Here is an 8040-nt window from a genome sequence, read left to right as displayed (position 1 = left end):
CACCTGCTGTTGAATTGTTGACGTTAACAACATTAAGATCACCTAAAATATCTGTAACGCGAATTCCATTCGTGAAATTAAGTGCGTAAAGATCATTAACATCTGTCAATAATCCTGCAGGTGTATTTTGCCCAATACCAGTTTGACTATAAAGCTTTAAGACATCAGCTGTAATATTAGCTGTACCTGGAACAACAACTGGCAAAGCATCAATTTGAACTGCATGGATGTCAACTTGATCACCGGATGCAATGCTACCAATGCTCATTGTTCCTGAAGTTGTCAAATCAACATTGCCGCTAGCATGACTGTTAACAACAGAATTAACATTTAGATCTCCACTTAAATCTTCAACAACAATATCACCAGAAGTTGAATTTGAAGCTGAAAGATTATCAGCATGTATTTCAATCGCATCAGATGATCCAATACCTGTTGCAGCGTTAAGCGATATCGAATCTGAATTTACATTCCAAAGGCTTCCGTTATCATCTACAATTGCACCATTGTTAGATGTCAAAGTAGCGCTGTATCCAGGATTAGCAGCAGAAGCATAAACATAATTTAAGTTCATATCGCCATCAGATGTAATTTTGATATCACCTGCTGTTGAATTGTTGACGTTAACAACATTAAGATCACCTAAAATATCTGTAACGCGAATTCCATTCGTGAAATTAAGTGCGTAAAGATCATTAACATCTGTCAATAATCCTGCAGGTGTATTCTGCCCAATACCAGATTGACTATAAAGCTTTAGCACCTTGGCTGTAATATTAGCTGTACCTGGAACAACAGATAAAGCATCAATTTGAGCTGCACGAAGAGTGACCTTCTTGCCAGACTGAACAGTTCCAACGTTCATTGTTCCGCTGGTTCTTAAGTTAACGTTTCCATTCGAAGCATTATTAACAACTGAATTAACAGTTAGATCTCCGCTTAAATCCCTAACAGCAATTTTTCCAGAAGTTGAATTTAAGGCTGACAGATTATCAGCATGTATTTCAATAGCATCTCCAGAACCAATGCCTGTAGCAGCGTTTAGAGAAACATTGTCAGCGTTAACATTCCAAAGACTACCATTATCATCTACAATTGCACCATTGTTAGATGTCAAAGTAGCGCTGTATCCAGGATTAGCAGCAGAAGCATAAACATAATTTAAGTTCATATCGCCATCAGATGTAAGTTCCACATCGCCTGTTGTTGTACTGTTAATATTCTTAACATTAACATCCCCTGCAATGTCTGTGATACGAATACCACCTGTGCTATTTATGGCATACAAATTATCAACATCTGTTGTAATGCCGGCAGCTGTATTTTGGCCAATACCATCTTGACTGTAAAGTTTTAAAACATTAGCTGTAATATGAGCACCAGGAGTGCTTACAGGAAGCGCAGTAATTTCATTAGCATGTAATAAGACATTGTGACTATTAATTTTATTGACATTCATAGTATTTGCAGAAGTGATGTCTGCATCTCCACCTACCGCATTATTAATTACTTGAACAACGTCTAAATCTCCGCTTAAATCTTCAACAACGATATCACCAGAAGTTGTATTTGTTGCTGAAAGGCTGTCTGCATGTATTTCAATAGCATCTGCTGTTCCAACTCCAGTCGCTGCATTCAAGCTTACACCATCCGAATTAACATTCCAAAGGCTTCCGTTAGCATCCACAATACCGCCATTATTAGAAGTCAAAATAGCATTGTATCCTGGATTTACAGCTGAAGCGTAAACATAACCTAGGTTCATGTCTCCGTCAGATGAAATCTCAACATCACCTGTAGATTGATTATGAACACTGACAACATTAAGATCGCCTAAAATATCTGTAATTCGAATACCACCGGTTGAATTAAGCACATAAAGGTCATTAACATCTGTTGTAAGTCCTGCAGGTGCATTTAATCCAACACCGTTTTGTGCATAAATTTTTAATGTATCAGCTGTCACATTCGCAATCGATCCAGGATTTGAAGTTGGTAGCGAAGTAACAGTAACCGCATGAAGCTCAGCATCATCACCCGCATAAATTCTGCGCGCATCAATATTTCCAGCCTGTGATATTAGCTCAACATCTTTTGCAGCATAAACATTATTAGCAATCATATCCCCATTAGTAACAATTTCAACAAATTGACCACTGCTAACAGCATTTGTTATTGTTAGCGGTGTATTACCGGCTGCTGTGTTATCTATTCTAATATGGAAGGTAGTGTTAACATCAAGCGAGTTAACATCTGTATCAATAAATTCACCTTGAGATCCAGCAAAATAATGCGAGTTTACAGTTAAATTATCTGCAATAATATCTAATCCTGTGTGCTCATCATCAATTCCATTAATTGTTGCAAATTCTACATCACCTGTTCCAGCATTAATAAGGGAAGTTAAATGAACATCATAACCTGAAAGAAGAATATCTCCTCCATTAGAATTAAGACCTGCTCCTGTTCCTAAAAATATATCTCCTATAAAAAGACCTAATGCATTTGAATATAATTCAATATCGCCTCCTGCCGTTACAATTGAATCATTGTCTAGATCAATATGTCGTGCTGCTGACAAAGAAAATGTTTTTCCAGAAGTAAAATTAAAAAGGTTTAAAATGTCATCTCCGCCTAAATCGCCAAGGTTAAAAATAATATCATTAATCGAAGCAATATTAACAGATCCTGTTTGAGTTTGTAGCCAAGCCTCATCAGCATCTCCTAAAATAAAATCAACAGGATCAAATAAAAGCTGTCCTCCTCCTGTATTGATCGTACCATCAAGATAATCAATCGTCTCTCCACTAAGCTCAACAAATCCACCTTCAGCTCCAGCTTCTTTTGCACTAACATCTATAGTTCCTGTATTAACTCCAAGAGAATCTTCACCTTTAGCAAGCAAGATAACTTCACCATTATTTCCAACTAAACCTTTAGCTTCAATAATGCCTTCATTATTAACAACGTTTGTAAAAAGTCCGTTTAGCGAATCTGCCGTTAAAACAACTCTACCGCCATCAGCAGAAATACTTCCTGTGTTCACAACAGCATCTGTGGCATTAGTTGTGTTTTGCGTAAGAGCTTCATCAATAACAACGCTAACTAATCCTAAAGGATCAAGGCTCATCGTAATTTTTTCACCAGCCGCAAGAGTTACTGTGCCAAGTTCAGAAACAATCGTTCCGTTATTCGCAACATTATTTCCAAGCAATGTAACATAACCACCTGGAGCAAGCATAAGACCTTGATTTACAACAGATCCGCCTTGCCCTAAAAATGTATAGTTTCCATTTAAAAAATCACTATTGGAAATATTCAAAGTTGACGCAACAACCCCAGGAGCGTTAACATAAGAAGATGCCCCAAACAAAACCCCATTAGGATTAACAAGAAAAACCTGACCATTCGAAAGAAGGTTTCCCATAATCACAGAAGGATCTGCGCCAATTACCCTATTTAAGGAAACAGACGAAGCGCCCGGCTGATTGATGTTTACTGTATACCCTTGAGATATACAAAAACTCAGCCATTCAATAATGGCCTGCGAACTCATCTGATCAATGTTCATAGTCTGTCCATTAACTGTAATGGTTCCGTTGCCATTAACGAAATTTCCTCCTTCCGGCAAAACTTGTGCATACCCACATGGTGGCATTGCGCTCATCAGCACAAATAGCACAACAACAAACATAGAGATAATTTTTCTCGTCATATCTTATCCTTTTTTTGAAAAGATTTTGGTTAATTGTAAACAAACTTATGTAAAAAACTTAGAAAATTTTTAAAACTATAAATGCGCTTGGGGCAAAACTTGTATGAATTATTTTTAAAAGTATAACACATAAATCCCATAAAACAAGTTTTCAAGATCTCATATCTTTTTCTATTTCAATCACTTACAAACCATTTTAAAACTTTGTTGTGATTTCAAACCACTTTTGCACATTTCTACCATCAGAAGCATCCGGACCGTTTAAAGGATAACCAATTTCGATACGAGCAAAAAAGTTTTCACCCAAATTAAGCCTAAATCCAAAACCAGCCGATCGCAGTGTACGCGTCTCTTTTTCACCAGCTGTTGTTTTATTAATACGAATATTTCCCCAATCATAAAACGTTACGATTCTTAAAGAATCAAACATTGTGCGATCTTTCATAAAAGGAATTTTCATATTGCGTCCTAAAAAATACGGAGGAAACGACCATTCCACACTTGAATAAAGCCCCTTGTCTCCAGCATATTCAGCTATTGGATAACCGCGAACGCTTCCAGGGCCACCAATCTGAAATTGTTCACCAGCAACAAGATTATGATTCGAAATTTGTGCAGAATTTTTCCATAAAATTTCAGAAGAAAACGGACCGGGCTGAAGTCTAAAATAATTAAACGCCCATTTTTGAAACTTTCCGCCAGATCCAACACCACCTCTTGAAGAAAGCGGATCTTTAGATTTCATTCCACCCATAAATTGAGGAATTCCAACATCGTATTGAGTTGTCAAAATATTTCGTGCCCAACGATCATTAAAATCAAAATCCAAGCCAGTCTTAAATGCACGCACTTCATCTTTCGAAGATTGAATTCCTAAAAGATGATTCTTAACATTTTTATAATCAAAACCTGCATTCCACCAAACATCAAAATTCTCTGTATCTTTCAATACTTTCTGTGCAAAAACACCAACGAGAAGACTCTCGCCTCTTGAATTTAAAACTTTAAAATCACGGCCTAACTCAGATGAGCTATTGGCGATATACATACCAACATCTAAGTCAGGTAAAACAGGATATGTGTACTGACCTTGTTGAAAACAAAGTGAATCATTGCGCGTTCTTCGATATTCAAAATAAAGCTTATCATCTTGTCCAAGCAAATTATTATGTTCAATATATCCTGTTGTGCGTCTTTCTCCTAAATAGCGAGAAGCATAATTGTCATAATTAAATCCAACGTGAATCGGCAACCGATCTTGAACTTCAACAATGATATCCGTTGTCCCTGGTTCTTTTCCTGGAACCAAGACCGCTTTGGCTGTTCTATCTGGATGTTCATTAACACGTGTTAATGATTTTTGAAGTTCTAAAAAATCAAAATACCCTTTTGGTCTTAAATTAATTTTTTTCTCAAGAAGTGAGGTTTTAAAATGCTTGTTGCCACGAACTTCAAGATCTCCCATCTTTCCTTCGATAACTCGCAAAATAAGAGTGGAGTCTTTCATTGTTTGAGGAGGAAGATAGGCACGTGAAGTTACATAACCATTTTTTCGATATTCATCAGTCAAAAGATCTGCAATGACCTGCATCTGTTTTAAAGAAAGTTTTTCATTTTCAAAAGGCTTGGTAATCTTTTTGATTGTGTCATCACCCAACAAAGTTGAACCTTCAACAACGATTTTTTTGATTAAAACTTTTTCACCGTCGTCATCAGGAATCATCTCAGGCGTGATAATGTCATCTTCTTTTGGCTTCTCAGCTTCGATCTTTTGTTTAAGATTCTTTTGTTGATCCATCTGAAGATCTTGTTGCATCAAGCCACCTGCTGTTTGCGTTGCTGGAGGATTTGCCGCAAAAGATACTTTGACTAAAGCAATACAAACGAATAGCCCGACAAGAAATAATACTCTTCTTTTCATTTTTAATTTCCTTTCAAAATTTTAATAAATTTGATTAATTAATCAGAGTCGAAAGATGTTTTGTCGCAATAACTTACAACCTTCAAATAAAAATATATTAATCATTAATATACATCAAAAAAGAAAAATTATCAAGATTTCTTTTTAAGCGATATTTTCTTTAAAATATCACATAAAAAGGGGCGCAAATGAAATTTGCGCCCCTTTTAAAACACATCACCCTATCTTCTATATATAAACACCCCTTCTCTATATATTATCTACAGCAGAATAAGAAGCGCTACTAAATGCTAATATCGGATAAAAAATAAACGGCAAAAACGCTAAGCCAAGACCAAATCCTGCACCTCTATCGAATCTTTTCGCAAGGCCAACTGATATTATAATATTTACAACAATATTGACAAATGGAACAAAAAATAGCAATAACAACCATCCCGAATATCCAGCAATCTTCACACTAACATATAAATTATAAATCGGAACAAGAATTGCCCATCCTGGATATCCAGCCTTATGATAAACTTTCCACATAGAAACAATCACAAGCGTAAGAAAAAACACGCTAAATATAAGAGGAATTATCGACTCTCAATCAGAAACCGGCCTCAAAGAACAAGTCCTGGAAGACTGCATTTTCTTCTTTTGCGATTGCAAGAAATTCTGGCCCAAAGCAGCAATCCCAAAAAAGCCATCTTTTTTCTGACCAACAGCACCTGTTTCTTCTGTGCTAGCAGCTTTCTCTGGACTAACAGCATCTTCAATAATTTGATCAATTTCATCAAAATAAAATTTTACATTTGTCCCCCTAAAGTCAACTTCAACATATTTATCTGTCTTTGCAATAATATCACAAGTAACTACCATCCCGGTCTTAAGCTTAATTTTTGCCGCATATGCATTAACAGTAAAACATAGGATAATTAAAAGAAATAAAAACTTTTTCACGCCTCACCTCACTTTTCATGCATTAGTATAAAATCTAATTCAAAAATTCAAAGACATCTTATGATAACCTAATAATATCTAAAAATGAATTAAAATTTGAAATATTTGGAGTAGCGAGTTTTAAAAAGTTGACCAAATTGACCAATGAGGCAATTCAAAAAATAAGAAAAATAATGGGGGCAGTCCTCGAATGAGGACTGCCCCCTTTTACTTCTTTAAAAAAAACTAAATCATTTTTATCTAAGCTGTGAACTAGAATAAACAACTTTTCCAAAATTAAAATCAACAAAATAAGTAGACCCAAAAAAACTTCTGTACCACCAGCTTTCTTCCTCTTTACCGTGCACCTTAAGATGAGAACCATCATTAGAATCATCTATAGATGACGGCTTGCCCCATGTTGCCGCAACTTGCTCTTTTGTCATGCCAACAACAATACGCTCTTCTAAAATCGCCTTTTTTATATTATCAGAAATTTCTGGATTAGCCTGAACATATTCCTGTCGAGAATTGCGATCCGGAACACCAAAAGGCTTCGTAGAAACACAGCCTAAAAGTGTAAAAAAAAATAAAAAAATCGATAATTTCTTAATAATCATAACCCCTCGTTGTTTTAGGTTGTTAAATAAAAGGTGCCTGTCACCTTTTTTTGTATGAGCAATGTTGATTTAGATCAAATCTTCTGGGTTTGGGTCACCCTTTATTACAATATCATTTTTAAAGTACAATCTATGCTTAGCTGTCCAGTGTGGAACATAAACCCAAATCTCATCGAACTCTTCGTTATTTGTTTCTCTTACCTGATAAGGTTCTCCCCACTGCTCAATAACTTGATTTTTTGTCATTCCGATTTTAACTCTCCCATGCTTCTTCATGTAATGTGGTTCCATCATCGGTCGATATATTTGAGCACAAGATGACAAAATTAATATTGAAAAGAAAAGCATAAAAAATTTAGCATAAATATTTCGCATTCCCTGTCTCCTTAATCATTCTAATAATTATTCGAAGCTTCTGCACCTGCCCAAATACGCGTTCCTAACTGTCCCCCATAATTGCCATAAACCGCAGTTGTCACATACATATCCCAAGATACACCTAAGTCTAAAATAGTGAAGGAAATACCCGCCTTCAATAGCGTAGCATTTGTAGCTTGATGACAAGTTCCCCATGTTGCATAACTATAAGGATTTAACGTTTTGTCTGCTGAAACATTTAAAACATTAGCAGATGTATGCTGAGCACCTATTTGCTTAAAAAAAGGAATATCCAAAGTATATTTTTGAGAACTTCCTACAAACTCACCATTTTGAAATAATCCTTTCACCTGATCACAAATAAAAGGTGCCTGTCACCTTTTTTTGTATTTTACAATAGATCCGCTGGCCACCATTCCGTATATTCTTCGTACACAAAAGGAATTGGGTCAATCGTACAACCAAACACTTTCTCTGAA

Annotated in this window: 7 protein-coding genes; all 7 read right to left on the bottom strand. The window is 35.9% G+C overall.

Annotated features, from left to right (window positions below):
- Window positions 1-3715: filamentous hemagglutinin N-terminal domain-containing protein (locus tag PHY73_04965; protein ID MDD3375056.1), on the bottom strand; the 3715-nt coding region annotated here is incomplete at its 3' end.
- Window positions 3716-3911: 196 nt separating this feature from the next.
- Window positions 3912-5636 (bottom strand): ShlB/FhaC/HecB family hemolysin secretion/activation protein, encoded by a 1725-nt coding sequence (locus tag PHY73_04960; protein MDD3375055.1) that lies wholly within the window; start codon window positions 5634-5636, stop codon window positions 3912-3914.
- Window positions 5637-5885: 249 nt separating this feature from the next.
- Window positions 5886-6170 (bottom strand): DUF5684 domain-containing protein, encoded by a 285-nt coding sequence (locus PHY73_04955; protein MDD3375054.1) that lies wholly within the window; start codon window positions 6168-6170, stop codon window positions 5886-5888.
- A gap of 57 nt (window positions 6171-6227) precedes the next feature.
- A complete protein-coding gene (locus PHY73_04950; GenBank protein MDD3375053.1) occupies window positions 6228-6584 on the bottom strand; it encodes a hypothetical protein in 357 nt (118 codons plus the stop codon).
- A gap of 236 nt (window positions 6585-6820) precedes the next feature.
- A complete protein-coding gene (locus PHY73_04945; protein ID MDD3375052.1) occupies window positions 6821-7183 on the bottom strand; it encodes a hypothetical protein in 363 nt (120 codons plus the stop codon).
- 69 nt (window positions 7184-7252) lie between these two features.
- Window positions 7253-7558, bottom strand: coding sequence for a hypothetical protein (locus PHY73_04940; protein MDD3375051.1), 306 nt, complete (start codon window positions 7556-7558; stop codon window positions 7253-7255).
- Window positions 7559-7578: 20 nt separating this feature from the next.
- Window positions 7579-7911, bottom strand: coding sequence for a hypothetical protein (locus PHY73_04935; GenBank protein MDD3375050.1), 333 nt, complete (start codon window positions 7909-7911; stop codon window positions 7579-7581).
- Window positions 7912-8040: the final 129 nt, after the last annotated feature.

It is taken from the genome of Candidatus Omnitrophota bacterium (assembly GCA_028693815.1).
Lineage (GTDB): Bacteria > Omnitrophota > Gorgyraeia > Zapsychrales > Aceulaceae > Aceula.
This window is presented reverse-complemented; position numbering and strand designations above follow the sequence as displayed.